Source organism: Stenotrophomonas sp., assembly GCF_032061965.1.
Classification (GTDB): Bacteria; Pseudomonadota; Gammaproteobacteria; order Xanthomonadales; family Xanthomonadaceae; genus Stenotrophomonas.
On record NZ_DAMBEF010000037.1, the window covers coordinates 1772 to 26312 of the forward strand.

Genomic DNA, 24541 nt, shown 5'->3' on the forward strand with positions numbered 1-24541 from the left:
GGGGGATCTGGCGCCTAGGGCCGGGGCCCAGGATTTGCCGTGCAAATCCTGGGGGGCATGCCCGCTTGCGGGGATGACTTCCCCTTACTGCAGCAACGACCGCAACATCCACGCATACTTTTCGTGGATCTGCAGGCGCTGGGTCAGCAGGTCCTCGCTGGGGGCATCGTCGGCGTCATCGGCCTGGTCCAGCACCTTGCGTGCGGTGCGGCATACAGCTTCGTTGCCGACTACCAGCTGCCGCACCATCTCGCGCCAGTCCGGGCTTTCGGTCAGGCCCGGTTCCTCCGGGATCGAGGTCAGCGCGGCGAACTCGCGGTAGGAGCCCGGCGCGTTGAAGCCCAGGGCGCGGATTCGTTCAGCAATCTCGTCCAGGGCGTTCCACTGCTCGGTGTACTGGTCCATGAACATGGTGTGCAGCGAGTTGAACATCGACCCGGTGACATTCCAATGGAAGTTGTGGGTCTTCAGGTACAGGGTGTAGGCATCGGCGAGGAAGTGGGACAGCCCATCGGCTACCTTCTTGCGATCAGTGTCCTTGATCCCGATATCAACACCAGGCGTGGACGGTGCTGCGGCTGCCAGCTTCTTCTTTCCGGCTTCTGGTTTGCTGCTGCTCTTGGCCTTGGCCATGACGCTTTCTCCTTGGCGGGTTGAATGGCTTCACAATAGCGCTATGGGGACCATACCTGCATTTCAAGTTTTTCACGTTGAACCATTGATGAGTGCTATCGAAAACAACCTGCCCAAGCGCCTGCGCGAGGCCCGTACCGCCATTGATGGCGCCATGAGCCGGGACCGCGGCCGCCTGCTGGGGCTGCTGTCGCGCTGGCAGGGCAAGCCCGATGCGGCTGCGGAAGCGGCCTTCCAGCAGTTGCTGGAGCGTTCGCGTGCGCAGCGCCAGCAGCGCGCCGCGCGGCCGATCGCCATCACCATGGATGACGCGCTGCCGATCGCGCGCGAGGCTGAGCAGATCACCGATCTGATCCGTGCCCACCAGGTGGTGGTGATCGCTGGCGAAACCGGCTCGGGCAAGACCACCCAGCTGCCCAAGCTGTGCCTGGCCGCAGGCCGCGGCAGTGCCGGCATGATCGGCTGCACCCAGCCACGCCGCATCGCCGCCCGTGCCGTGGCCGCGCGCGTGGCCGAGGAGCTGCAGACCGAACTGGGCACGGTGGTGGGCTATCAGGTCCGTTTCACCGACAAGGTCGGTGAGGACAGCCGCATCAAGTTCATGACCGACGGCATCCTGTTGGCCGAGATTGCCTCCGATCGCTGGTTGTCGCGCTACGACACGCTGATCATCGACGAAGCCCACGAGCGCAGCCTCAACATCGACTTCCTGCTGGGGTATCTCAAGCAGCTGTTGCGCAAACGCCCGGACCTGAAGTTGATCGTGACTTCGGCGACCATCGATACCGAGCGTTTTTCGCGCCATTTCAACAACGCGCCGGTGGTGAACGTCGAAGGCCGCACCTATCCGGTGGAGGTGCGCTACCGCCCGCTGGAAGAGGGGGGCAATGCTGCCGCGCAAACGGCGCCGGCGGGAACCGGCAACCGACGGCGTGAGGATGACGACAGCGATCCGATGTCGGTCAACGAGGCGATCGTCGCCGCGGTGGACGAAATCACCCGCAGCGATCCGCGCGGTGACGTGCTGGTGTTCCTGCCCGGCGAACGCGAGATCCGCGACGCCCACCAGGCACTGGAGCGGCGCAAGTACCGCGAAACCGAAGTGCTGCCGCTGTATGCGCGGCTATCGGCCAAAGACCAGGATCGGGTATTCAATCCCGGCGCCAAACGGCGCGTCGTGCTGACCACCAACGTGGCCGAAACCTCGTTGACCGTGCCGCGCATCCGCTATGTGATCGATCCGGGCCTGGCCCGCATCAAGCGTTACAGCCCGCGGCAAAAGCTCGATCGCCTGCATATCGAACCGGTATCGCAGGCCAGTGCCAACCAGCGCAAGGGGCGCTGCGGCCGTATTTCCGAAGGCGTGTGCTATCGGCTGTATGCCGAGGCCGATTTCCAGAGCCGCCCTGAGTTCACCGATCCGGAAATCCGCCGCTCGTCACTGGCCGGCGTGATCCTGCGCATGCTGCAGCTGGGCCTGGGACAGATCGACGAGTTCCCGTTCCTGGAGGCGCCTGACGAACGCGCGGTGGCCGACGGCTGGCAGCAACTGGCCGAACTGGGCGCGATCGACGAAGAGCGCAAACTCACCGCCGTTGGCCGGCAGATGGCACGCCTGCCGGTGGACGTGAAGCTGGCGCGCATGCTGGTGGCGGCCAACAAGGGGGGCTGCCTGCGCGAGATGGTGGTGATCGCTTCGTTCCTGGGCATCCAGGACCCGCGCGAACGCCCGCCGGAGGCACGCGAAGCTGCCGACAACGCGCATGCGCTGTTTGCCGATGCCCGTTCCGAATTCATCGGCATCCTGCGTCTGTGGAACGCCTACCGCGATGCGCATGAGGAACTTACCCAATCCAAGCTGCGTGATTGGTGTGGCCGTCATTTCCTCGGCTTCCTGCGCATGCGTGAATGGCGCGAGCTGCATCGGCAGCTGCGGCTGCTGTGCGAAGAACTGGGCTGGACCCTGGGCGAGGACGAAAGTTTCGGCCGCGCGCTGCTGTCCGCGGCACCGGCACTGCCTGCCGGCGGCGACAGCGAGGCCAAGCGCAAGGCCACGCGTGGCGAGCTGCACAAGGCTGCGCGTCTGGCGCGCGAGGGGCAAAAACCGGGGTCAGGGTCAGCTTTGCCCGCTGGGCCCGCCAGGACTGGAAAGGGATCTGGGAAATCTGACGCTGACCCCGGTTTCGCTTCCATCCCGGACAAGGTGCGGATAGCGGCGTATCAGTCACTGCATCGGGCCATCCTGGCGGGCTTGCCGACGCAGGTGGGCCATCGCACCGAGAAGGGCGACTTCCAGGCGCCGCGGCAACGCCGTTTCCACCTGTTCCCCGGGTCGGCGCTGGCAAAGCGGCCGCCGCCGTGGGTGCTGAGCGCGACCTTGCTGGATACCCAGCGTGTCTGGGGCATGACCAATGCGTCGATCGAGCCGGACTGGGTGATTTCCGAAGTCCCGCACTTGCTGGCTCGCAAGCATTTCGACCCGCACTGGTCGCGCGCGCAAGGGCAGGTACTGGCGTCCGAGCAGATCAGCCTGTTCGGTCTGGTGCTGGCGCCGAAAAAGCCGGTGCACTACGGCAAGATCAACCCCGGCGAGGCGCATGACATCTTCGTGCGCCAGGCGCTGGTGACCGGCGAGATCAATACCCGCGCCAGTTTTGTCGCCGACAACATCAAGGTGCTCGAACAGGCGCGTGAGGAAGAAGCCAAGCTGCGTCGCGCGGGCATCGTCGCCGACGAGGATTGGCAGGCACGCTGGTACCTGGACCGGGTGCCCTCCCATATCCATTCGGTCAGCCTGCTTGACGCCTGGTGGAAGGCCTTGCCGCCGGAGCAGCGTCGGAGTCTGCATTGGTCGTTGATCGACCTGTTGCCGGGCGAGGGCAGCGAGCAGGATCGCTATCCCAAGTACCTGGCGTTGGGTGATGCACGCCTGGCCCTGCATTACCGCTTCGAGCCCGGCAGCGAGGACGATGGCGTCACCCTGGACGTGCCGCTGCATCTACTCAACGCGCTGGATGCCGCACAGCTGTCCTGGTTGGCGCCGGGTTTTGTGGCGGAGAAAGCGTCAGCGCTGATCCGCAGCCTGCCCAAGGTGATGCGTCGCAACTACGTGCCCGCACCGGATTTCGGCCGCGCGTTCTTCGAGGCCTGGCCGCAGCCATCGGCCGACGATATCCGTGGCGAACTGGCGCGATTCCTGTCCAAGGCTACCGGCGCGGCGGTGGCGGCCACCGATTTCGACATCGAAGCGCTTGAACCGCACCTGCGCATGAACCTGCGCCTGTTCGAGGTTGCTGCAGCCGGTGCAGCGGACCAGTCCGGCCGTGGCAAGCCGGGTGCCGCGGAACCTGCATCGGGTCGAATGTTGGCGATGTCACGTGACCTGGATACGTTGCGGGCCCGCTTTGGCGAGCGTGCTGGCAATGCCTTTGCCGCGCGTGCAGGCAAGGCGCTGGCGGCGGAAGGCCTGCGTGAGTTCCCGGCCGCCAGCATCCCCGAACAGGTCCCCGGCGAAGCGGGCGTGCCGGCCTATCCGGCCTTGGTGGATACCGGCGAGGCGGCGGCGTTGCGCATATTCGCCGACCGCAACGAGGCACGCCTGGCGCATCCGCATGGCGTGCGGCGCCTGCTGGAGATCGCGGTTGCCGACAAACTCAAACAGGCGCGCAAACAGCTGCCGGTGTCACCAAAAACCGGTTTGCTGTATGCCGCCATCGAGTCACAGGAACGGCTTCGAGGCGATCTGGTTGATGCCGCACTCAACGCGGTGCTGGCAGATGGCCTGGGTGACATCCGCAGCGCAGAGGCGTTCGAACAACGTCGAGCGGAAGCTGCCAAGCAGCTGTTCGGTGAGGCCATGCAGCGCCTCAAGCTGGCCGAGAACATTCTTGGCCTGGTGGGCGAATTGAAACCGCAGCTGGAGGCGCCGTTGATGGGCTGGGCGCGCGGCAACCTCGATGACATGGAGGCACAGTTGGCTGGACTGGTGCATGCCGGTTTCCTGCGCGAGACGCCGGCCGATGCGCTGGCGCAGTTCCCGCGTTACCTGAAGGCGATGATCCTGCGCGCCGAACGTGCCAAGCGCGATCCGCCGCGCGACCAGGCGCGCATGCTGGAGCTCAAGCCGTTTGTCGATGCCCTGGATGAAGCGCGGGTGCAGGGCCGTAGTGAGCGCCCCGATTGGGCCGCGCTGCGCTGGGACATCGAGGAGCTGCGGGTGTCCCTGTTCGCCCAGGAGTTGGGTTTCCGCTCCGGCGTGTCTGCCAAGAAACTGGCGCAGCGGGTAGCCGCGCTGCGCAGCTGAGTTGCACGCCATCGGTCACCGCCGTTGCCACGGCGGTGACCAGGTGCATGGCGGTTGGCCTCAGCGGTTGCTGGTTTTGGCCAGCTCGATGCAGCGGCGGCGCGCATTCGTCATCTGCGTATGCGCGTTGTTGTGCTCACGCGTGATGGCTTGGCGGAACGTGGCCATGCGGGTGCGCAGCGCCTGACTGCGCTCGGCATCATTGGCTGACGCCAACTGTTCGTTGAGCTGGGACATCTGCTGCTGCAGGGTGCCGACGCGATCGTTGGAGGGCCCGTAGATCGACGCGGTGGCATCGGCGATGCAGCTTTTCTCGGCGGCGCGGATGGCCTCGAGCTCACCACTGCTTTCGGCCGCTGCCGGGCTCTCGCTGTCGCCCTGCTGCGTTTGCGCGCCGTTGTCCATGGCCACGGTTGCCGGCGCTACGGCCGCCGACGGCGTCGTGTCGCGCAACTTCATCGGCTCGGCGCGTGCATCGCAGGGGTGTTCCGAATACATCGTTTCGCCGGATTTGCCCTTGCACTTGTAGACGTCTGCTGCAGCGGTGGCGGGCAGCAGCAACAGCAGGATGAACAGGATTGCGGGCATGGAGAGGAAGGCTCGTCGGCAGGGACAGACCCCGGCACCGGGCCGGGGGCGGTGGGATTACTTGGTGCGACGGACCTTGGCGCGGGTGTTGAGCCCATCGATCTGCAGGTACCACACGTTCATCAGCCCCGGGGTGATGCGCACGCCCGGGTCCTGCTTGCGCACACCGGAAACGCTGGCATCGTCGGTCTGCTCCCAAACCTGGCCGTTGTCCAGGGTGTACTGGCGGCCCTTGCCGAAGCCGCGGAACTCACCGGCGAGCTTGGCCTGGATGGGGTCGTTGCTGCCAAAGTTGAAGAAGCCGTGGTTCTTCACGATCACTTCCTGGCGGCCTTCTTCGCGCGCCTGTTCCACCGCTTGCGTGGTGGCCTGTTCGACCTTGCCCTGCAGCCAGGCGTTCAAGCGGGTCAGCTCCTGCGGGGTGAGCTTGTCCAGGCCGGCGGCCTTGAACTCGTCAGCGGACATCTGCTGCTGCAGGTCGCCCTCCACCACGCGCTGCGCATGGGCTGGGGTGAACGGGGACAGAGACAGTGCAGTGACAGCAAGCAGGACAGCCAGGCGGGGCAGCTTCATGGGTGATTGTTCCCGGAGACGGTTGGGCGCTAGTGTAGGGGTATCCGTCCGTAATTGAATGCTGTGAACCGTTCCTCCTCCCCCGGCCTGGAAGCGCTGCTGCAGCGTGCCTCTACCCGCGCCCTGTCCGAACCACTGCGGCAGGCCCTGTTGACGTGCTGGCAGCACGCCGATGTCGATACCTCGCCCCGCCTGCCTTGGCCGGTGCTGGCCGACACGCTGGATTCGCTTGCCCTGCTGTCCGCCGACGAAGGCGTGATCGTTGCGGCCCTGTTGTTTGATCTGCCGGGCCTGCGTGCCCACCAGGCCGAGCTGCCGCTGGGGCCCGCCGCTGCTGCGGTGGCCGGGCTGCTGGATGGCCAGGAAGCGGCCGACCAGGTCTGGGCGCTACATGCCGGGCGCGATGCCGGCCGCAACAGCGAGGGCCTGCGCCGCCTGTTGTTGTCCATCATCCACGACCTGCGGGTGGTGCCGATCCTGCTGTCGCGGCAGCTGGCCTGCATGCGTGCGGCCGACAAGCTGCCCGAGCCGGAGCGCCGTGCGCTGGCACAGCTGACCCGCGACATCCATGCGCCGCTGGCCAACCGCCTGGGCATCTGGCAGCTGAAGTGGGAGCTGGAGGACCTGGCCTTCCGCTTCCTCGATCCGGAGACCTACCGGCATATCGCCCGCGAAGTGGACGAAACCCGCGTGGCGCGCGAACGCTACGTGGAAACGGTGAAGAAAAAGCTGTCCGCGGCGCTGGCCGAGCAGGGCATCCGGGGCGAGGTCAGCGGCCGGCCGAAGCACATCTACAGCATCTGGCGGAAGATGCAGAAAAAGCAGCTGGCGTTTGAGCAGCTGTACGACCTGCGCGCGGTGCGGGTGATGGTCGACGACGTGGGTGCCTGCTATGCGGCGCTGGGCATCGTGCACGCCTTGTGGACCCCCATCCCCAGCGAGTTCGACGACTATATCGCCCGCCCCAAGGCCAACGATTACCGCTCGTTGCATACCGCTGTGATCGGTCCGGAAGGGCGCACGATCGAGGTGCAGATACGGACACACGAAATGCATGCCCAGGCCGAGTTGGGCGTGGCGGCACATTGGAAATACAAGGAAGGCGGCAAGGGCGCGGAAAAGGCCTTCGACCGCAAGATCACCTGGATGCGGCAATTGCTGGAGCAGGCGCAGGACCCCGGCAACCCCGAGGACCTGGCGGGTGCGCTGGATGCCGAACTGGTCGAGGACCGGGTCTACGCGCTCAGCCCCAAGGGCGAGGTGATGGACCTGCCGGCGGGCGCCACGCCGCTGGATTTCGCCTATCACGTGCACACCATGGTCGGGCACCGTTGCCGTGGTGCCAAGGTCAATGGCCGCATCGTGCCGCTGGGGTACAAGCTGCGTAGTGGTGACCGGGTCGAGATCATGACCGGCAAGGAAGCCGATCCACGTCGCGATTGGCTGTTGCTGTCCAATGGCTTCCTGGCCAGCGCCCGTTCGCGCGAGAAGGTGCGCAGCTGGTTCCACAAGCTGGACCGCGCGCGCAACGTGCAGGCCGGCCGCGAGCTGCTGGAGCGCGAGCTCAAGCGACTGGGCCTGCAGCAGGCTGACCTGACGGTGGCCGCACGCAAGTTCCACGCGGACACCGTGGATGATCTGTATATCCAGGTGGCGTTGGGTGATACCGGGCCCAACCAGGTAAGCCGTGCCTTGCTGGAGGCGGAAAAGGCAGCGCAGGCACCGGCTGCCCCGGCGATGCCACGGCCAACCGCGCGCCGCGGTGGCACCGGCAAGTCCGATTTCACCGTGCAGGGGGTTGGCAACCTGTTGGTGCAGTTGGCCCGTTGCTGCCAACCGGTGGCGGGCGAGCCCATCCAGGGCTATCTCACCCGTACCCGCGGTGTGACTGTGCACCGCGCCGACTGCGCGTCACTGGCTCGCTTGGCTGCGGCCCATCCTGACCGCGTATTGCCGGTGGAGTGGGGGCGCAAGGGCTCGGCGTATGAGGTGGATGTGATGGTGCGGGCGGTGGACCGGCGCTGGTTGCTGAAGGACATCACCAACCTGATTGCGCAGGAAGACGCTTACGTCATCGAGATCAACAGCGACAACCTGCGCGAAAGCGGACGGGTGCAGCTGCGCCTGCGCTTGAAGGTCAATGACTACGGGCAGCTGTCCACCTTGCTTGGAAAGTTGGATGCCTTGCCCGGCGTAGACGATGCGCGAAGGTTAGGCTAGGTAAACTTGGCGCATGGAGAACTGGCGCCAACGTGGCCAACAAGGACTGGAAACACTGGGCGACAAGCTGCGGCTGTACGGGCGCTGGTGGGTTGCGCGTGGCTGGAACAGCCCGCGCGCGTGGCGTGCGATCGCCATCGGAGTGTTGGCGCTTAGCATCGTGCTGGCGCTGTTCCGGCAGCCGCTGGCGGATTGGCTGTGGCCGGAGAGCCGCATCCAGATGCTGTTGGATGCGGGAAACACGGCGCTGGCGCAAGGACGGCTGAGTGCCGAAGACGGGAGCGGTGCCCGCGAGTTGTTCGAGGCCGCCGCCGCGCTGGACCCGGATCGCAGTGACGTGCGGCAGGCCTTGGCGCGCACCGCGCAGGCCGCCTTGCAGCGGGCCCGACAGGCCTTGGCCAAGGGCGACTACGCGGGATGTGAGCAGGCGCTGCAGCTGGCGCGCAGGCTGCAGGCACCGTCAGCGGATATCGATCGCATCAACCAGGAACTGCATGGGCTGCAGCGTGGCCAGGGCAGCGTCGAGGACCTGCTGCTGCAGGCCGAGGCGGCACAGGCGCAGGGACGCTTGGATGATGGTGATGACAGTGCGCTGCCCTTGTACCAGCAGGTGCTGGCGATCCAGCCGGATCGCATGCAGGCGCTCGAAGGGCGCGATGAGGCGCTGGCCGATCTGTTGATGCAGGCCAACCGCGCAGTCGAGAACGGGCAGTTGCAGGCCGCTGCAGAAGGCCTGCGACGGGTGGAGCGCTACGATGCCGGGCATGCCGAGTTGCCGGCCGCCAAGGCCTTGTTGAATGCCGCGCTGGAACAACATCGGCTGCAGGGGGAGCGGGCCTTGGCGCGCGGTCGGTTGGACGCTGCCGCCGATGCCTTCGAACAGGTTGTGGCGGTTGCGGAAGACCCCGCGGCGCGGCAGGGATTGGAGCGGGTAGCCCATCTGCAGGCGCAGGAAGCCACACGTCTGGCAGGCGATTTCCAGTTCGAACAAGCCGCGCATGCGTTGCAGCAGGCGCGGCGCCTGGCTCCGGACAGTGCTGAAGTCGCCGCTGCCACCCAGACGGTTGAACGCATTCGCAACGCACGCCGCAGCATGGATACCGGCTTGCCGGCAGGCGAGCGTGAGCGACGCCTGAAAACCCTGCTCAAGCAGTTGCAGGATGCCGAGGCGCGTGAGCAGTGGTTGCTGCCGCCGGGCAGTAGCGCCTATGACCGCTTCAAGGCTGCGCAGGCGCTGGCGCCGCAGGATCCGCGGGTGAAGCGGGCGGCTGCACGCATCCAGCCCGCGGCACGGGCCTGCATGGAGGACAACCTGCGCGCGAATCGGTTGCGGGCCGCGCGCACCTGCCTGGATGCCTGGCAAGCGTTGGCGCCGGGGGACTCCAGTTTGGCCACGGCACGCCGCCGGCTGGCGCAGCGCTGGATCGCCGTGGGCAGTGAACGCCTGGGCAGTGGAGATATTGCGTTCGCGCAGCAGGCGTTGCTGCAGGCGCAGGAGATCGATGCGGCGACGCCGGAGATCACCGGCTTCAGCGAGCGGGTACGCAACGCGCTGCGCTGATGGCAGTGCTCAGCGGATAGGCACTGTTCCAGCCGGCGTAGCGAAGAACACCCGTTGCACGGCCTGTCGTGCCGCCTCCATGGAGAAGTGCTCGGTGATGTTGGCCTGGCCGTTGTCGGCCAGCCGCTGCCACAAGCCGGCATCGTCATACAGCCGCAGCACCGCGCCGGCAAAGGCACTGGCGCCATCGGCCACCAGCACATCCAGACCGTGGCGAAGGTGCATGCCTTCCACCGCGCAGGTGGTAGCCACAACCGGCTGGCCGTGGGCCATGCTCAGATTGACCTTGCCCTTGACCCCGGCGCCAAAGCGCAACGGTGCCACCGCAATGCGCGCCTGCCGCATGTACGGCACCACATCGGGCACATAGCCATGGATCGTTACCCCGGGCTGATCGGCCGCCAGCGCCTGCAGGCTGTCGGGGACGTCGGCACCGATGCAATGGAAGCGGATGTCAGGCCGCTGTGCATGGATAAGAGGGAACACCTCGCCGATGAACCACTGCATTGCATCCAGGTTCGGCGGATGGCGGAAACCACCCACGAAGACCAGGTCATGGCGTTGCACCCAGCCGGGACCGACCTCGGCGACTTCGTGCAGGTTGGAGATCAGTTCAACCCGCACCTGCGGTGCATCGGTCGCCAGTTGCTCCTTTTCCGCTGCGCTGACCAGCAAGGTGACGTCGGTGGCGGCCATCACCTCGAGTTCCGCGGCGCGGGTGCGTTCGGCGCTGCGCAGCAGGCGCTGATCGCGGGCCAACTCGGCGCCGCGTCGCTCGCGCAGATAGTGCAGGTCAACGGTATCGAACACGGTGCGCGCCTGCGGTGCGAACTGCCGCAACAGCGGCAGGCACTCACGGGCAACGTGGTGGCGCACCAGCATGACCACCGCAAAGCGCGAGCCGTTGCCACGCAGCCAGCTGCCGACGCCATCGAGGAAGGGGGCATGCCAGACTTCAACACCGAGGGCCTGCAACGCCGCGCTGGCAGCACTGGCGGGCTCGCCACGGGTTGGCAGGAACACAACGTGCGCACCTTCGGCCAGCAACATGCGGATCAGGTTGAACTGACGCAATGACGCCGAGTCGCGGTCAGGCTGCGGCAGGTTCTCGTCGATGATCAGGATCTGCCGTTGCCGTGCATGCAGCAGCGCGGGCGAGGGGACGGCGCCGGGAGCCGGATGCTGTGCCTGCAGCGTCTGCTGCCAGACCTCGGCGAACACTTTCTGATTGCGTACCTGGTAGGCCTTGACCCCGCTGCCGGTATCGGTGCCATTGCTGGTGCCTTCGTCGTGCACCACACGGCTGGCCGGCTGCACCAGCACCCGCTTGCCCGCAGCACGCACCTTGAAAGCCAGGTCGGTATCTTCGTAGTACGCCGGGGCGTAGCGGCTGTCGAACCCGCCCAACTGTTCGAACAGGGCGCGCGGCAAGGCGATGGCGGCGCCCGAGCAGTAGTCGGCATCGCGAAGGGCGCTGTAGCGCGGGTCCTCGGCCGACTCGAAGCGGCCGTAACTCCAGCAGCTGCCATCGTTGAACACCACCCCGCCGGCCTCCTGCAGGCGCCCGTCCGGATAGATCAGCTGCGAGCCGACCAGGCCGGCCTGTGGTGTACGCGCGAAGGTGTCCAACAATGCGTCCAGCCAGCCCGACTGCGGAATGGTGTCGTTGTTCAGCAGGACCACGTACTCGCCCCGGCTCAGGCGCAGGCCATCGTTGCAGGCCGCGATGAAGCCGCCGTTGTGCGGGCGCACGTGGTAGCGCAGGCCGGTGATCTGCGGCATCCATTCGACGGTGGCGTCGCTGCTGCCATCGTCGATCACCAGGATTTCGCAGGCGGCCACCGGGGGATGCGCAGCCAATGCGCGCAGGCAGGCCAGGGTGTGATCGGCATGGTTGTAGACCGGGATGACGATGCTGGCCGTGGGTTGCGCACTGCTGGGCACGCTGAACGGCGCGAAGGCGGCAGGCTGCGGAAAGTACAGCGGCTCCCGCTCGGTCGGCGGTTGGCGCCGGGTATGCACGCCCACGCGATGCAGGGTGGCACGCCAGCCGCGGGTGCGCAGGCTGGCCAGGCCGCGGCGGGCCAGGCCGATGATGCGGTTGAGGTGGTAGCGCGCATCGGCCAACGACATCGACATTCCCATGGAACTCCAGCTTAAGCAGGGGCGGGAGGGCAAACGCGCGTCGCTCGATGGCTGCGTTAGACTCGTCCCACTTCACATTCTCGCATTCCCGTGCCCCGACGCTACGATTCCGACGAATTCGACGACGATACCGACGGCAGTACCTCGCCTTGGCGCAACCGCCTCATCACCTGGGGTATTGCGGCCGTCGCACTGGGGTTGGGCTTCCTGATCCCCTATACGCTTTACCTGAACAGTCAGGTCACCCAGCGTTTTGGTGAGCTGCGCTGGCAGATACCGACGCGTGTCTATGCCCGGCCGCTGGTGCTCAGTCCGGGCGTTGCGATGAACGCCGCAACGCTCAAGACCGAGCTGGCGGCATCGGGCTATCGCGACGATGGCACGGGCAGCAGTCCGGGCACGTACAGCGTGCAGGGCGCGACCTTCCGGGTCTCCAGCCGCGGCTACGTCGACGTCGATGGTCGGGTGGCACCGCGCCGACTGGAGGTGGTGGTGTCCGGTGGCCAGGTGGCCTCGCTGCGTGACGGGGCCGATCGCAAGGCGCTGAAGGCCGCGCGGCTGGACCCGGCGCGCATCGCGACGTTGTATGGGCAGAAGCAGGAAGAGCGCAGGCTGGTCCGTATCAGCGAGACCCCCGAGCTGCTGGTTACCGGCTTGCAGGCGGTCGAGGACAAGGACTTTGCCCGCCATCACGGCATCGACCTGAGCGGCATCGTCCGCGCGGTGTGGGTGACCCTGCGTTCGGGCGGTGAAACCCGCCAGGGCGCCAGTACCTTGACCCAGCAGCTGGCCCGCAGCGGCCTGCTCGGCATCGGCAAGGAACAGACCGTAACCCGCAAGTTCAACGAAGTGCTGTACGCGCTGATCATGGAAGCGCGCTATGACAAGTCCACCATCCTCGAGGCCTACCTCAACCAGGTTTACCTGGGTCAGCGCGGCAAGCAGGCGATCCACGGTGTGTCGTCAGGTGCCGAGTTCTGGTTCGGCCGTGACCTGGGTTCGTTGACCAGCGAGCAGGTCGCCCTGCTGATCGGCATGGTCAAGGGGCCGTCGTATTACGACCCGCGGCGCAACCCCGAGCGCGCGCTGGACCGGCGCAACTTCGTGCTGGGCAAACTGCACGAGAACCAGCTGATCGACGATGCCGAATACCAGCGTGCGCTGAAGGCGCCGTTGGGTGTATCGACCACGCCTGGCCTGGCGGCGGCCAACCGCTTCCCGGCGTATGTCGACCTGGTGCGTCGCCAACTGGGTCATGACTATCCGGAGAATGTGCTGCAGGGTGCCGGCCTGAATGTCTTTACCGGCATGTCGCCGTCGGCGCAGGCGTATGCCGAGGGCGCGGTGGCGCACACCATCAAGTCACTGCAGAACAAGCGCCGCCCGGAACTGCAGACCGGCCTGGTGGTCACCGACGTGCATAACGGTGACGTGCTGGCCGTGGTTGGCAGCGTGGATGTGGCCGAGCCGGGCTTCAATCGCGCCATCGACGCCCAGCGCCCGGTGGGCTCGTTGCTCAAGCCCTTCGTCTACCTGCTGGCGCTGGCCCAGCCGGACCGCTTCTCGCTGGCCAGTTGGGTGGACGACTCCCCGGTGACGGTCAAGCTCAGCCGCGGCCGCAACTGGACACCGGACAACGCCGACCGGCGCAGCCATGGCACCGTGCGCCTGATCGATGCGTTGGCACGCTCCTACAACCAGGCGACAGTGCGGGTGGGCATGCAGGTCGGGCCGGAACGCCTGACCCAACTGATCCACGTGCTGGCGGGCCTGAAGGCCGAATCCAATCCTTCGGTGATCCTGGGCTCTACCGACCAGAGTCCGTACGGCATGGCCCAGCTTTATCAGTTCCTGGCCTCGGGCGGTGAAATCCAGCCGCTGCACGCCGTGCGTGGTGTGGTCGATGCGCAGGGCAAGCTGCTCAAGCGCTACGACAAGAATCCGGCACCCGCGCAGGAGGGGGATTCCATCGCTGCCAACCTGATCAGCGTGGGCCTGCAGCAGGTGGTCTCCAGCGGCACGGCTGCCGGGCTCAATGCCGATGGCCTGTCGCGGCTGCAGGCTGCCGGCAAGACGGGCACCTCCAATGACGGCCGCGACAGCTGGTACGCCGGCTATACCGGCGACCATCTGGCGGTGATCTGGATGGGCAACGACCAGAACGAACAGACCGGTCTGTTCGGTGCTTCCGGTGCGATGCGGGTGTGGTCGGGTATCTTCCGCAGCCTGCCCAGCAAGGCCTTGCATGTGAACAACAAGGGCCTGGACTGGCAGTACGTGGAAGCCGCGGGCAGCAATGCCACCGATGAAGGTTGCCCGGGGGCACGCCGCTTCCCGTTCGTGGTCGGCTTTGCCCCGCAGCACGTGCCGTGCAGCATGCCCGCCGAGCAGGCGCCGGTGGACGGCGAGGGCGCGCAGCAGGAAGGCGGCGGTTGGCGCAGCTGGTTCGGGCTTGACCGCAAGCCTGAGGATGCCGCGTCAACGCCCGCTTCAGACAGCCCCGCGCGATAATGCAGCCCATGAATGCCAAGTCCCTGACCCGTCATGCGCTGGCCGCCACCGCGGCCTCCCTGTTGCTCAGTGCCTGCGTAAGCGCACCCCCGCCGGCGCCGCCGGTGCCCGTGGACAACACCACGCCCGCGCAGCGGATGATGGCGGTGGAGCAGATCGCCGGTGTCGACGATACCGAGTTGAACGTACAGCCGTTGCGTGACGCGCAGGTCGAGGATCTGCGTGAATCAGCCATCGGCAAGCGCAAGGCTGGTGACCTTGCCGGCGCTGCAGAAGCCTTGAACCAGGCGCTGCTGCAGGTTGAAGACGATCCGGGCATCCTGCAGGAACGCGCCGAGGTAGCGCTGTTGCAGGGCGACTGGGTGCGTGCCGAGACCCTTTCAAAAAAGGCGCTGGACCTGGGCTCGCGCACCGGGCCGTTGTGCCGTCGTCACTGGGCCACCATCGAGCAGTCACGTCTGGCCCGGGCGCAGAAGGAAAATGCCGTCTCGGCGCATGCGCAGATCGAGAGCTGCACGGTGCCCGGCATCAAGCGCTATTGATGGCGGGATGGCATCCGGGTGCTGAGCCCGGGCCCATGGCTGCCGCCGTTATCGCGGGACCATCGCGCCGCGCGCTCCTTATCGAATCCGCCCTTAGCTCATGTCCTCGTTAGCCAGCGCCAGCCGTGAAGCCCTGAGTGAAGGTGGTGCGCTTGCGCGCCAGCTTGATGCGTTCGTGCCACGGCCGGCGCAGTTGCGGCTGACGGCGGCCATCGCCGATACCTTCCAGCAGCGCGACGTGCTGCTGGCCGAAGCCGGCACTGGCACCGGCAAGACCTACGCCTATCTGGTGCCGGCGTTGCTGTCGGGACTGAAAACCATTGTCTCCACCGGCACCCGCGCGCTGCAGGACCAGCTCTACCATCGTGATCTGCCGCGGGTGCGGGCTGCCCTGGGCGTTGGTCACCGCGCAGCCCTGCTCAAGGGCCGGGCCAACTACCTGTGCCGCTATCGTCTGGATCAGGCGCGCGGTGAGCCCCGCTTCAACAGCCAGGAACAGGTAGCGCAGTTCCAGCGCATCATCGCCTGGTCCGGCCGCACCCAGTACGGTGATATCGCCGAGCTGGAAGGGCTGGCGGATGATTCGCCGCTGCTGCCCATGGTCACCTCGACCGTGGACAACTGCCTGGGCACCGATTGCCCGTTCTGGTCCGATTGCTTCGTGGTGCGTGCGCGGCAGCGGGCGCAGGAAGCCGATCTGGTGGTCGTCAACCATCACCTGCTGCTGGCCGATCTGGCCCTCAAGCAGGAAGGCTTCGGTGAGATCCTGCCCGGCGCCCAAGCCTTCGTCATCGATGAAGCGCACCAGTTGCCGGAGCTGGCAGCCAACTTCTTCGGCGAAGGCTTTGGCATGCGCCCGTGGCAGGAACTGGCCCGTGATTGCCTGGCCGAAAGCCGCAGCGTCGCCGGTGCCCAGGCCACATTGCAGCAGCCGGTGGCCACCCTCGAACTGGCATTGCGCGAGTTGCGCGAAGCGATGGAGAAGCTGCCGCCACGCGGCACCCAGTGGCGCGCGCTGGCAGTGCCAGCGGTAGCCGACGGTTTTGACGACGTGGCGGCCGCGCTGGCGCAGTTGCGTGATGCGCTGGCCCTGGTGCGCGAAGCGTCGCCCGGCTTGGATGCCTGCCATGCCCGCGCGCTGGAGGGCGTCTCGCGCTTGTCGCGGTGGCTGGATGAGGGCAACAACGCGGCGGAGGATGACTGGGACTTCGATGCGCCCACCGATACCGCCGAGGCGGGCGATGCGACTGTCGGCAGCGTGCAGACGCTGTTCCCGGCGGCAGCTAGCAGCAACGATGTGCTCTGGTACGAACTCACCCCGCGAGGGTTCCGTTGCCAGCGCACGCCGATGGACGTGTCCGGGCCGTTGCGCGAGCACCGCCAACGCTCGATGGCGGCGTGGGTGTTCACCTCGGCAACGCTGACCGTGGATGGCGATTTCGATCATCTGGCCACGCGCTTGGGGCTGGATGATCCGGACACGCTGCTGCAGCCCAGCCCCTTCGATTGGCAGCAGCAGGCGCTGTGCTATCTGCCCAAGGGTTTGCCGGACCCGGCGGCGCGTGGCTTTGGCGCGGCCCTGATCACTGCCCTGCGGCCGGTGCTGGAAGCCTCGCAGGGCAGGGCATTCCTGTTGTTTGCCTCGCATCGCGCCCTGCGTGAGGCGGCCGATGCGTTGCGCGGTGGGCCATGGCCGTTGTTCGTGCAGGGCGAGGCGCCCCGCGCCAGCCTGCTGCAGCGGTTCCGTGAATCGGGCAATGGCGTGCTGCTGGGTTCGGCCAGTTTCCGCGAAGGCGTGGACGTGGCCGGCGATGCACTGAGCGTGGTGGTAATCGACAAATTGCCGTTCGCCGCGCCGGACGATCCGGTGTTCGAAGCGCGGCTGGATGCGATCCGTCGCGAGGGCGGCAACCCGTTCCGCGATGAGCAGCTGCCGCAGGCGGTGATCGCGCTCAAGCAGGGCGTCGGCCGCTTGATCCGCAGCGAGACCGACCGCGGGGTGCTGGTGTTGTGCGACCCGCGGCTGCTGTCGCGCGGCTATGGGCGGATCTTCATGGATTCATTGCCGCCGTTCCGGCGCACCCGCGAGCTGGCCGATGTGCAGGCCTTCTTTGCGCGACAATGGGCACCGGAGCACGGGCCGCCATCAGCGGCAGATGAACCGTCCGCGGATGCGGATACCGCTGCGCCTCCCTTTTCCCTGTCGTGATTGTTGCCATGAAGCTGCTTGCCTTTGAAACCGCCACCGAAGCCTGTTCCGTTGCCCTCCATGTGGATGGGCAGGTCCTGGAGCGATTCGAGCTGGCGCCGCGCAGGCATGCCGAGCTGAGCCTGCCGTGGGCCGAGCAGTTGCTGGCCGAGGCGGGGATCAGTCGCAGTCAGCTCGATGGCATCGCCCTGGGGCGCGGCCCCGGCGCGTTTACGGGCGTGCGTCTGGCCATTGCCATTGCCCAGGGCATTGCGCTGGCGCTGGACAAGCCACTGCTGCCGGTATCGACCCTGCAGACCCTGGCATTGCGTGCGCCGCAGGATGCGCCGAGGGTGCTGGCCAGCATCGATGCGCGCATGGGTGAAATCTATGCCGCGCGTTACCTGCGAGGGGCTGATGGCAGTTTGCAGTTGCAGGATCGCGAGCTGCTGGTTGCCCCGGATGCCTATGAACTGCCGGACGACGGCAGTGTTTGGGCCGGCGTGGGCACCGGCTTTGGTGCGGGCGAGGGCGTGCTGGCCAGGCGCTGGCAGTCACGCCTGTCGAGCGTGGATGCGCAGGCATTGCCGCGTGCATCGGATGTACTGCGCATCGCCGTGCCGGCCATGGCACGCGGCGAGGGCATCGCACCGGAGCTGGTGCAGCCGGCCTATCTGCGCGACAACGTCGCGTTGACCCTGGTGGAGCAGCAGGCGCTGCGCGCATCCAAGAAGTGATTGCGCGCGCGCCCGCACGGTCCCGTTTTCGCGGTTGCCTGTTGGGGTTGGCAGTCGGTGATGCGCTTGGCACCACGTTGGAGTTCCGCGCACCGGGAACTTTCGCGCCGCTGACCGACATGGTGGGTGGCGGCCCGTTTGAACTGCAGCCGGGGCAGTGGACCGACGATACGTCGATGGCGCTCTGCCTTGCGCACAGCCTGCTGCATTGCCGGGGCTTCGATGCGGTCGATCAGATGAACCGTTATTGCAACTGGTACCGCCATGGCTACATGAGCAGTACCGGTGAATGTTTCGATATCGGCGGCACCGTCAGCCAGGCGCTGGAAGCCTATCTGCGCAGCGGTGATCCGTTCAGTGGCAGCCAGGCAGCAAGCAGTGCAGGCAATGGCTCGTTGATGCGGCTTGCCCCGGTGGCGATGTATTACGCACACAGCCCGCTGGCGACGGTGGCCAGGATGGCCGCAGACAGCTCCCGCACTACCCATGCTGCAGCCGAAGCGGTGGACGCCTGCGTGCTGTTTGCCGCGCAGCTGCGCGCGGCGTTGGCCGGTCACGACAAGCAGGCGATCCTGTTGGGACATGGCGCGAAGCTGGATGCGCCGGCGGTTGCTGCACTTGCACTGCGTGATCATGCCGCCGTGGACGCACTTGCAATCCGCGGCAGCGGCTATGTGGTGGACGCGCTGTCGGCGGCGCTATGGTGCTTCGCCACCACCGACGATTACGCCAGTGCCGTACTCAAGGCCGCCAATCTCGGTGATGACGCCGATACCACGGCAGCGATCTGCGGCCAGCTGGCCGGTGCCTATTACGGGCTGGAGGGGATTCCGCTTGAGTGGCGGCACAGGCTGCATGAGGCCTCGATGCTGCTTGCCGTGGCCGATGATCTGATGCAGGCCGCACTCAGCGCCTGAAAGGCGTTGCGGCTGCCCGTGTCCTGCAGGATGGTCGTGCTGCCTGTTCCAGGAGCAGGTGTTGCTCAGCGGTCGTCGCGCAGCTGTCCGCCCGGCAGGAATACCCAGGTGCGGGTGACCTGCAGGATGTCGATGTTGTCCTCGGTCTTGGGCAAGGCCGGGAAGGGCTGCGCAAGTTCGATCACCCGCAATGCGCTGGCATCAAGCAGGGGTACGCCACTGCTGCGCAGGATGCGGCTGCTCTCCACGGTTCCATCGCGGCGCACGCCGACGGTGATCACCACCTGGCCGCCGAGACGACGCTGCCGGGCTTCGTCGGGGTAATTGAGGTTGCCCACGCGTTCGGCGCGATCAACCCAGGCGCGCAGGTAGTTGGCGTAGGCGTACTCGCGGGTGCTGGCAGAGACGAACTTGCGGTTGGGACGCTTGGCGTACTGCTCCGAGCGCAGGTGGACCTCGGCGGCCAGGCGTGCCATTTCCGCATCGCGCTGCTCGCGCGCGGTCATCGGTGCATTGATGTCCGGGCGGTCGGGGGTTGGCTGCGACTGCGCCTCGGCGGTCGGGTCCTTGCCATTGGTGCTGGTGATCACCCGTGCCTGTGGCGGTGGCGGGGCGGCGGCACGTTGCGCCTGCAGCGGGATCGGCGCCAGGCCATCCTGTGCCTGCGGCACGATGCCGGACTGTGCATCACGCGGGCGCTGCGCCTTGTCGTGGTCACCACCGCCCTGCTGGTTGGCCTGCGCCAGGAAGTCGGCCTGCTTGGGTGTCAGCGGCGTGCTGGTCTGGCTGAAGATCACGTCCAGCGTCGGCACCAGCGGCGCATTGCCGCTGACTGCAAAGCCCACGCCCAAAATCAACAGCCCATGCACGATCACCGACAACACCAGGGTGGCGGTCAGTCGTTGCTGTTCGGTAACGCGGGGCGGGACGGGCAGGCTGCCAGCTTGCACACTCATTGCGGGTTGCCGGCCTCGATGGCGTCAAACAGCTGGCCTGCAATGTTGAGGCCGAACTGGGCGTCCAGCTCGCGCACGCAGGTCGGGCTGGTGACGTTGACCTCGGTCAGATAGTCGCCGATGACGTCCAGGCCGACAAAACGCATGCCGCGGCGCTTCATCTCCGGGCCCACCTGCGCGGCGATCCAGCGATCGCGCTCGCTCAATGGGCGGCCTTCGCCGCGGCCACCGGCGGCCAGGTTGCCGCGGAACTCATCGCCCTGCGGGATGCGTGCCAGGCAGTAGTCCACCGGTTCACCATCGATCAGCAGGATGCGCTTGTCGCCCGCGCTGATATCCGGGATGAAACGCTGCGCCAGGGCCAGGTGGCGGCCGCCGTCGGTCAGGGTTTCCAGGATCACGTTGAGGTTGGGGTCGCCGGTGCCGCTGCGGAAGATCGAGCGACCACCCATGCCATCCAGCGGCTTGAGCACCGCCTGGCCGTGTTCGAGTACGAACGCCTTGAGCTCGGCGGCGCTGCGGCTGACCAGGGTAGGCGGGCAGCACTGCGGAAACAGCAGCGCGGCGAGCTTCTCATTGAAGTCCCGCAGGCCCTGCGGGTCGTTGACCACCAGTGCGCCGGCTTGCTGGGCAATGCTCAGCACATGGGTGTCATAGAGATACTCACCGTCGAAGGGCGGATCCTTGCGCATCAGCACGATCTGCCCCGGGCCGAACGGCAAGGACGTCCAAGCCCCCAAGGTGAACCAGTCAGCCTTGTCGTCGCGCACCTGCAGCGGCGCGACCTGGGCCATGGCCACTCCCCCGTGCAGGGACAGGCCGCCGGGTTGCACGTAGTGCAGGCGGTGGCCGCGGCGCTGGGCTTCCAGCAGCATGGCGAAGGTGGTGTCCTTGGCGATCTTGATGTGGGCGATGGGGTCCATCACCACGATGACATCTAATGGCATGACTTGAATCCGGCAGTTCAGCGGCCATGGTAGCCGTTCAGGCCGGGAGCGCACAGCCGGCTGGACGGAACGGTGAGGCTGAATGGAGCTGCGCTCGAAATGCGATGAATATCACATTAGGCTGTCAACAGGGCCGGGCGAAATGTGCCTTGCTTGACAGTTCGCGGCTGGACTGGGATATAGATGCGCTTTCGCGGCGGCATCACGTTCGGTGTGGGCCGCGCGTCCGGGGAACAACTAATGGTTGAAAACATGGCTGCGGGTGGGGAACTCGCAGGGCTGAAGGTGATGGTCATCGACGACTCGAAGACCATCCGACGTACGGCTGAGACACTGCTCAAGCGGGAAGGCTGCGAGGTCGTGACCGCGACCGATGGCTTCGAGGCATTGGCCAAGATCGCAGATCAGCAACCGCAGATCATCTTCGTCGACATCATGATGCCGCGCCTGGATGGCTATCAGACCTGCGCGTTGATCAAGGGGAACCAGCTGTTCAAGGGCACGCCGGTGATCATGCTGTCGTCCAAGGACGGTCTGTTCGACAAGGCGCGGGGCCGCATCGTCGGTTCCGAACAGTACTTGACCAAGCCTTTTACCCGCGACGAACTACTGGGTGCCATCCGCACATACGTCAACGCCTGACCAGGGGGGAAAGGCACAATGGCTCGAATTTTGTTGATCGAGGACTCACCGACCGACAGGGCGGTGTTTACGCAATGGCTGGTCAAGGCCGGGCACGAAGTGCTTGCGGCAGACAACGCCGAAGAGGGACTGCAACTGGCCCGTGACCAAGGTCCGCAGCTGGTGCTGATGGACGTGGTGCTGCCGGGGATGAGCGGCTTCCAGGCTACCCGCGCGCTGTCGCGTGACGAGGCCACCCGGGACATCCCGGTGCTGATCGTCAGTACCAAGGGCATGGAAACCGACAAGGCATGGGGCATGCGCCAAGGCGCTACCGATTACATCGTCAAGCCGCCGCGCGAGGATGAACTGATCGCGCGGATCAACAAACTGGTGGGCTGATGCGTTCTCCATTCGACATCCTTGAAGCTTACGAACGGCGCAGCCTGGCGCATGCGGTGCAGTTGCCGGAACGGAGCTTCTCGCAGGATGTATGGCGTGGCGTGGGTTACCGCATCGGCAGCCGCCACCTGGTCTCCGATTTCCGCGAGGTGGTGGAAATCGTGCCGATGCCGCCGGTGACGCCGGTGCCCGGTGCACAGCCGTGGTTGCTGGGCGTGGGCAACCTGCGCGGCAACCTGTTCCCGGTGGTGGACCTGAAGTATTTCCTCGAGGGCGAGCGCACCGCACCGCAGGAAGGCCAGCGCGTGTTGATCATGCGCCAGGCCGGCGGCGACGTTGCCCTGGTCATCGACGAGCTTTACGGCCAGCGCAGCTTCGAAGCGCAGATGGGCGTGCCCGCAGGCGATATCGCCCAGGGCCGCTATGCGCACTTCGTTGAGCGTGGCTTCCATGACGATGGCCGCGACTGGGGGGTTTTCTCGCTGTCGCTGCTTTCCCGCACTCCTGAATTCCGGCAAGCCGCTGCCTGATCGGCGCCGCTGCCACTTCGCATTGGATACCGAGGTCGAACGATGAGTACTGCTCCCGAAGCCGCCAGGACTGGCAAGCTTGGCAATCTGGGTACCAACTTCTGGCTGGGCCTGTTGGTCCTGTCGATGGTCGTGTTCGGCGCCAATACCGGCGTCGCGACATGGCAGGGCAGCCGCCTGGCCGGTGCCAGCACCGGCGCGGCCGACCTGCAGGTGCTGTCACAGCAGCTGGCCAACCAGGGCCGTGAAGCGGTCGCCGGTAGCCGCGACAGCTACGCGGCCTTCAAGGACACGCGCGGCAAGGTCGAAAGCACCGTCAGCGAGCTGCAGGGCCGCTACGGCAACGAAAGCGGCGTGTCCGGCCCGCTCGGCAACCTGGTGGATACCTGGAAGCCGCTGTCCAAGAACGCCGAACAGATCGTCGCCTCCGAACCGGCGGTGCTGGCACTGGCCGGCAACGCCGACAACTTCGTCGGCGCTGTGCCGCAGCTGCAGGCGCAGTTGAACGAAGTGGTGCGCGCGATGACCGCGGGTGGCGCGCAGTCCTCGCAGGTTTACAACGGCCTGCAGCAGGTCGTTGTGGTCGGCACCATGGCCCGTCGCGTGACGGAAATCCGCGCCGGTGGCGCCGCTGCCAGCGGTGCCGGTGACGCGCTGGCACGCGACATGGTGGTGTTCTCGCAGGTGCTTGAAGGCCTGCGCCACGGCAACCAGGAAATGGGTATCGCCGCCGTGCGCAGTGCCGATGCCCAGGTTGCCCTGGAGCAGTCGGCCAACCAGTGGGCCAAGATGAAGAAGGACGCCGACGCCATCCTGGCCAGCTCGCGCAACCTGTTCGCCGCGCAGTCCTCGGCGGCGGCGCTGGCCACCGGCTCGGACAAGATGCTGGAAAGCAGCCGCAAGCTGTTTGATGCGTTCTCTGCCTTCGGTTCGGCCCGCGATACCCGCATCTTCCCGAACTTCTGGTGGAGCGTGATCTTCGGCGGCCTGTCGGTGCTGTCGATCATCGGCTTCGTGTGGAGCTCGGTGCGCAGCCGTTCGCGCGAGCAGGAAGTGCGCTACCAGACGCAGGTGGAGTTCAACAGCCGCAACCAGCAGGCGATTATGCGTTTGCTGGACGAAATCAGCTCGCTCGGTGAAGGTGACCTGACGGTAAAGGCCTCGGTGACCGAGGACATGACCGGCGCCATCGCCGACGCTATCAATTACGCCGTGGACGAACTGCGCCACCTGGTGACCACGATCAACGACATCTCCAGCAAGGTGGCGGTGTCGGCACAGGAAACCCAGGCAACGGCCATGCAGCTGGCCGAGGCCGCCGGCCACCAGGCCGACGAAATCACCAGCGCATCGGACCGTATCGGCGAAATCGCATCGTCCATTGAGCAGGTGTCGCGCAACTCCAGCGAGTCGGCTGAAGTGGCACAGCGCTCGGTGGTCATCGCCACCGAGGGTGCCGGCGTGGTGCGCCAGACCATTCAGGGCATGGACCAGATCCGCGACCAGATCCAGGAAACCTCCAAGCGCATCAAGCGCCTGGGTGAGTCCTCGCAGGAGATCGGCTCGATCGTGGAACTGATCAACGACATTTCCGAGCAGACCAACATCCTGGCACTGAACGCCGCCGTGCAGGCAGCGTCGGCCGGTGAGGCCGGCCGCGGTTTCGCCGTGGTGGCCGACGAAGTGCAACGACTGGCAGAACGTACCTCCGGTGCCACCCGCCGAATCGAAGGTCTGGTGCAGGCGATTCAGGCCGATACCAACGAAGCGGTCACCTCGATGGAACAGACCACTGCCGAAGTGGTGTCCGGTGCACGCCTGGCCGAAGACGCCGGCACCGCACTGACCGAAATCGAACGCGTGTCCAACGCGCTCAACAACCTGATTAAGAACATCTCCATCGCCGCACACCAGCAGGCCTCGGCAGCTACCGACATCACCCAGACGATGGGCGTGATCCGGCAGATTACCGGCCAGACGTCGCAGGGTGCCGGGCAGACCGCCGATTCGCTGGGCCAGCTGAACCAATTGGCGGCGGAACTGCGCCGTTCGGTGGCTGACTTCAAGCTGCCGGCCTGAGCGCCGGGGTGCTGAGCAGGTGGGGATGCAAAGGAACCAGCAGATGAAGTCTCGTCATACCGCAATGCAGGGCCGCCAGGACGGCATG

18 protein-coding genes are annotated in these 24541 nt (G+C 66.2%); 12 read left to right on the forward strand and 6 right to left on the reverse strand.

Annotation, left to right across the window (positions count from 1 at the left end; all coding sequences use genetic code 11):
* Window positions 1-84: 84 nt before the first annotated feature.
* Window positions 85-633, reverse strand: a complete 549-nt coding sequence (locus RT460_RS15785) for a Dps family protein (protein ID WP_313320107.1) — start codon at window positions 631-633, stop codon at window positions 85-87.
* Between the two features lie 88 nt (window positions 634-721).
* Here RT460_RS15785 and hrpA point away from each other — a divergent pair, with 88 nt between their 5' ends.
* Window positions 722-4936 (forward strand): ATP-dependent RNA helicase HrpA, encoded by a 4215-nt coding sequence (gene hrpA, locus RT460_RS15790; protein WP_313320110.1) that lies wholly within the window; start codon window positions 722-724, stop codon window positions 4934-4936.
* Window positions 4937-4996: 60 nt separating this feature from the next.
* Here hrpA and RT460_RS15795 read toward each other — a convergent pair whose 3' ends face one another.
* Together RT460_RS15795 and RT460_RS15800 are read right to left on the reverse strand one after the other, a co-directional pair.
* Window positions 4997-5524: a DUF4124 domain-containing protein gene (locus tag RT460_RS15795; protein WP_313320112.1), complete on the reverse strand. Its 528-nt coding sequence runs from the start codon at window positions 5522-5524 to the stop codon at window positions 4997-4999.
* Between the two features lie 57 nt (window positions 5525-5581).
* A complete protein-coding gene (locus RT460_RS15800) occupies window positions 5582-6097 on the reverse strand; it encodes a hypothetical protein (protein WP_313320114.1) in 516 nt (171 codons plus the stop codon).
* 63 nt (window positions 6098-6160) lie between these two features.
* On the opposite strand from RT460_RS15800, the gene RT460_RS15805 reads away from it, so the two are divergent.
* On the forward strand, window positions 6161-8317 hold the full coding sequence (locus RT460_RS15805; RefSeq protein WP_313320116.1) for a bifunctional (p)ppGpp synthetase/guanosine-3',5'-bis(diphosphate) 3'-pyrophosphohydrolase: 2157 nt from the start codon (window positions 6161-6163) through the stop codon (window positions 8315-8317).
* Between the two features lie 13 nt (window positions 8318-8330).
* Complete coding sequence (locus RT460_RS15810) at window positions 8331-9878, forward strand: hypothetical protein (protein ID WP_313320117.1); 1548 nt, start codon at window positions 8331-8333, stop codon at window positions 9876-9878.
* Window positions 9879-9887: 9 nt separating this feature from the next.
* On the opposite strand, the gene RT460_RS15815 is transcribed toward RT460_RS15810, so the two are convergent.
* Complete coding sequence (locus RT460_RS15815) at window positions 9888-12017, reverse strand: glycosyltransferase (RefSeq protein ID WP_313320120.1); 2130 nt, start codon at window positions 12015-12017, stop codon at window positions 9888-9890.
* 96 nt (window positions 12018-12113) lie between these two features.
* Here RT460_RS15815 and mrcB point away from each other — a divergent pair, with 96 nt between their 5' ends.
* The 5 genes from mrcB to RT460_RS15840 all read left to right on the forward strand — a co-directional run bounded on the left by mrcB (window position 12114) and on the right by RT460_RS15840 (window position 18918).
* Entirely contained in the window at window positions 12114-14534 is a 2421-nt protein-coding gene (gene mrcB, locus RT460_RS15820) for a penicillin-binding protein 1B (RefSeq protein ID WP_313320123.1), read from the forward strand.
* A gap of 8 nt (window positions 14535-14542) precedes the next feature.
* Complete coding sequence (locus RT460_RS15825; RefSeq protein ID WP_313320125.1) at window positions 14543-15076, forward strand: hypothetical protein; 534 nt, start codon at window positions 14543-14545, stop codon at window positions 15074-15076.
* Window positions 15077-15176: 100 nt separating this feature from the next.
* The gene (locus RT460_RS15830) at window positions 15177-17285 is read left to right on the forward strand and encodes an ATP-dependent DNA helicase (RefSeq protein ID WP_313320127.1); all 2109 of its coding nucleotides are present in this window, start codon (window positions 15177-15179) and stop codon (window positions 17283-17285) included.
* A gap of 8 nt (window positions 17286-17293) precedes the next feature.
* Window positions 17294-18001, forward strand: coding sequence for a tRNA (adenosine(37)-N6)-threonylcarbamoyltransferase complex dimerization subunit type 1 TsaB (tsaB, locus tag RT460_RS15835; protein ID WP_313320130.1), 708 nt, complete (start codon window positions 17294-17296; stop codon window positions 17999-18001).
* Entirely contained in the window at window positions 18001-18918 is a 918-nt protein-coding gene (locus tag RT460_RS15840) for an ADP-ribosylglycohydrolase family protein (protein WP_313320150.1), read from the forward strand. The genes tsaB and RT460_RS15840 overlap by 1 nt, the downstream gene beginning before the upstream one ends.
* A gap of 65 nt (window positions 18919-18983) precedes the next feature.
* Here the strand turns inward: RT460_RS15840 and RT460_RS15845 are convergent, their stop codons facing one another.
* Window positions 18984-19874: an energy transducer TonB gene (locus RT460_RS15845; RefSeq protein WP_313320131.1), complete on the reverse strand. Its 891-nt coding sequence runs from the start codon at window positions 19872-19874 to the stop codon at window positions 18984-18986.
* On the reverse strand, window positions 19871-20821 hold the full coding sequence (gene gshB, locus RT460_RS15850) for a glutathione synthase (protein ID WP_313320134.1): 951 nt from the start codon (window positions 20819-20821) through the stop codon (window positions 19871-19873). Before gshB ends, RT460_RS15845 begins: the two co-directional genes overlap by 4 nt.
* A 240-nt stretch (window positions 20822-21061) precedes the next feature.
* Between gshB and pilG the strand changes: the two genes are divergently transcribed.
* Genes pilG through RT460_RS15870 form a run of 4 tightly spaced genes read left to right on the forward strand, consistent with a single transcriptional unit; the run spans window position 21062 to window position 24453 of the window.
* Window positions 21062-21463, forward strand: a complete 402-nt coding sequence (gene pilG / locus RT460_RS15855; RefSeq protein ID WP_293716199.1) for a twitching motility response regulator PilG — start codon at window positions 21062-21064, stop codon at window positions 21461-21463.
* Between the two features lie 18 nt (window positions 21464-21481).
* On the forward strand, window positions 21482-21844 hold the full coding sequence (locus tag RT460_RS15860) for a response regulator (RefSeq protein ID WP_313320137.1): 363 nt from the start codon (window positions 21482-21484) through the stop codon (window positions 21842-21844).
* Window positions 21844-22374 carry a chemotaxis protein CheW gene (locus RT460_RS15865; protein ID WP_313320139.1) on the forward strand — a complete coding sequence of 177 codons (531 nt, stop codon included), beginning with the start codon at window positions 21844-21846 and terminating at the stop codon, window positions 22372-22374. The genes RT460_RS15860 and RT460_RS15865 overlap by 1 nt, the downstream gene beginning before the upstream one ends.
* Window positions 22375-22416: 42 nt before the next feature.
* Window positions 22417-24453, forward strand: coding sequence for a methyl-accepting chemotaxis protein (locus RT460_RS15870; protein ID WP_313320141.1), 2037 nt, complete (start codon window positions 22417-22419; stop codon window positions 24451-24453).
* The last annotated feature ends 88 nt before the right edge of the window (window positions 24454-24541 follow it).

Coding starts and splice junctions, on each gene's coding strand:
- RT460_RS15785 (WP_313320107.1), bottom strand. CDS start 633: ATGGCCAAGGCCAAGAGCAGCAGCAAACCAGAAGCCGGAAAGAAGAAG.
- hrpA (WP_313320110.1), top strand. CDS start 722: ATGAGTGCTATCGAAAACAACCTGCCCAAGCGCCTGCGCGAGGCCCGT.
- RT460_RS15795 (WP_313320112.1), bottom strand. CDS start 5,524: ATGCCCGCAATCCTGTTCATCCTGCTGTTGCTGCTGCCCGCCACCGCT.
- RT460_RS15800 (WP_313320114.1), bottom strand. CDS start 6,097: ATGAAGCTGCCCCGCCTGGCTGTCCTGCTTGCTGTCACTGCACTGTCT.
- RT460_RS15810 (WP_313320117.1), top strand. CDS start 8,331: ATGGAGAACTGGCGCCAACGTGGCCAACAAGGACTGGAAACACTGGGC.
- RT460_RS15815 (WP_313320120.1), bottom strand. CDS start 12,017: ATGTCGATGTCGTTGGCCGATGCGCGCTACCACCTCAACCGCATCATC.
- RT460_RS15825 (WP_313320125.1), top strand. CDS start 14,543: ATGAATGCCAAGTCCCTGACCCGTCATGCGCTGGCCGCCACCGCGGCC.
- RT460_RS15830 (WP_313320127.1), top strand. CDS start 15,177: ATGTCCTCGTTAGCCAGCGCCAGCCGTGAAGCCCTGAGTGAAGGTGGT.
- tsaB (WP_313320130.1), top strand. CDS start 17,294: ATGAAGCTGCTTGCCTTTGAAACCGCCACCGAAGCCTGTTCCGTTGCC.
- RT460_RS15845 (WP_313320131.1), bottom strand. CDS start 19,874: ATGAGTGTGCAAGCTGGCAGCCTGCCCGTCCCGCCCCGCGTTACCGAA.
- gshB (WP_313320134.1), bottom strand. CDS start 20,821: ATGCCATTAGATGTCATCGTGGTGATGGACCCCATCGCCCACATCAAG.
- pilG (WP_293716199.1), top strand. CDS start 21,062: ATGGTTGAAAACATGGCTGCGGGTGGGGAACTCGCAGGGCTGAAGGTG.
- RT460_RS15860 (WP_313320137.1), top strand. CDS start 21,482: ATGGCTCGAATTTTGTTGATCGAGGACTCACCGACCGACAGGGCGGTG.
- RT460_RS15865 (WP_313320139.1), top strand. CDS start 21,844: ATGCGTTCTCCATTCGACATCCTTGAAGCTTACGAACGGCGCAGCCTG.
- RT460_RS15870 (WP_313320141.1), top strand. CDS start 22,417: ATGAGTACTGCTCCCGAAGCCGCCAGGACTGGCAAGCTTGGCAATCTG.